Source organism: uncultured Veillonella sp., from assembly GCF_934190855.1.
GTDB lineage: Bacteria > Bacillota > Negativicutes > Veillonellales > Veillonellaceae > Veillonella.
The window spans coordinates 1-2,178 of sequence record NZ_CAKPTN010000218.1 but is presented as its reverse complement, the minus strand read 5'-3'; the positions used below and the strand labels follow the sequence as shown (position 1 = coordinate 2,178).

Here is a 2,178-nt window from a genome sequence, read left to right as displayed (position 1 = left end):
GAATAAGCGGGGTGGTGAATAATAGGCAATCGTAATTTTTCATCAGCAGCTAGTTTATGTAACCAACCAAAACCAACAAGTCCAGATGCTACCATAAGGGCCGTTGCGCCAGCTTCCTTAGCAAAATAAGCACGTTCTATTACATCTGTACCATCGCCAGATACATTAGCTGCATATAAAGTATGTGTGCCGTGTTTATCATTCATTTCGCGCACTATAGCAGCACATCGCTTTACCCGATCTTTAAATTGAGAGAACGACTGATTGGAGATGCCATGGTCATCCTTAATCACATCTGCTCCACCACGTGTATAAGCGCCACACATACGAGCTAGCTCTTCATTAGGTGTCCCCATAGGTTTTATAACGGCTTGAATCATAGGACGCGTTGGTGTTTCCACTAGTTGGCGAAGCCCATGCAAACCAAAACGTGGTCCTTTAAATATATCGTAAAGAGTTGGACATAACTCTACATCTACTACCCAAATATGAGGTTGTAAGGACGAATTTCCAAAGACAACATTTAAAAATTGTGTCGCTTCTAAGGCCGTAGTGTCTACAAGATATGAAATACGAGCCACATAGTAACGAGATACATCGATTACAGCATTTGGCATGACGCCAACATTGGCATAGGCAGAACCTTGTTCCATAGGCTCAAGAGACTCTAATCGACCAGTGATGGTCTCTTTAATATATAGATCAGTAACAAATTCATAAGGAAACTCTATGGTTTGTTCTACTTGAACAGCCCAAGCAATTGCTTTTGCTTCTTCATATGAACTTGCTTCTATTCGATACGTAACTATAAATCGCTCGTCTTTCATAATGCTTCTCCTTTGCAATAATATTATTTAATTATATACCAAAGTAGTACACGATTCCATACAAAAAAGGCCTCACTCTAAAACTAGAGTGAGACCTTTTAAAATCGAAAACATGTATATAGATGTTTTACCTATACAAGCAAGGTTTCTACAGTGAGAGACAATACATGTAATCGTATGAGAATAAACTCGTCTAACTATATATTATTGATAGAAATGTTTAGGATAGCCTTTGAATCGTGTGAAATGACGGTATTTACGTGTTGCACGATTTGGTTCGTTAACAGTTTTGTAACCGAAGCCGTTGAATACAACGTTTAGAAGAACAGCTACGATACTACCAGCTGTAATACCAGATTTCAAAAGAATTTGAGCCCAATCTGGGAAGTGTGCGTAGAAGTTAGGTGCTGCAAGAGGAATCATGGATACACCAATACTAATCGCAACTAGCATCAAGTTGTAGTTACCATCAAAGCTAACTTTACCAAGAGAACGGATACCGCTGGCAACGATCATACCGAACATTGCAATACCTGCACCGCCTAATACTGCATTAGGAATACAAGCTACAACAGCTGCTAATTTAGGGAAAAGACCTAATAAAATTAAAATTACACCAGATGCTGCTACAACGAAGCGGCTCTTAACGCGTGTTACAGCGATAAGACCTACGTTTTGAGCGAACGCTGTGTAAGGGAAGCTGTTAAGAATACCACCGATAAGAGTAGATAAGCCATCAGCACGAAGTACTGCCGCCAACTCTTTTTGACCAATAGGTTTATCAACAATTTCGCCTACAGCGATACTGTCACCAGTTGTTTCAACCATAACTACGAGCATTACAATGATCATAGAAATAATAGAAGCAAAATCAAAGGTTGGAAGACCAAAGTAGAATGGTGTTACAACGGATACCCATTGAGAACGACCTACTTCGGAGAAGTCAGTAATACCACAAATCATAGCAAGGGCTGTCCCAAGGATAAGACCTACTAAGATTGCTAGATTACCAATAAATCCTTTACCAAATCGATAGGTTACAATAACAAGAACAAATGTAGCTACACCAAGAGCAATGTTAAGCGGATCGCCAAAGTTTGGACTGCCTGCACCGCCGCCCATCCATTTAACTGCTACTGGCATCAAGTTGATACCAATAATAGTAATGATGGTGCCTGTTACTACAGGTGGGAATAGACGAATCAATCGACTAAAGAATGGAGCCACAAGGAATGTAAAGAGACCGGCTACGATAATCGCACCGTAGATAGTTGTAATATCATGCTGCTGACCAATCATGATCATAGGACCTACAGAAGCAAATGTTACACCTTGAATAAGAGGAATACGA

2 protein-coding genes are annotated in these 2,178 nt (G+C 40.1%); both read right to left on the bottom strand.

Annotated elements, in window-relative coordinates; genetic code table 11:
- On the bottom strand, window positions 1–827 hold an 827-nt coding region (locus Q0F90_RS08950), incomplete at its 3' end, for a RuBisCO large subunit C-terminal-like domain-containing protein (RefSeq protein WP_296004898.1).
- Between the two features lie 204 nt (window positions 828–1,031).
- Window positions 1,032–2,178: nucleobase:cation symporter-2 family protein (locus tag Q0F90_RS08945; protein WP_296004896.1), on the bottom strand; the 1,147-nt coding region annotated here is incomplete at its 5' end.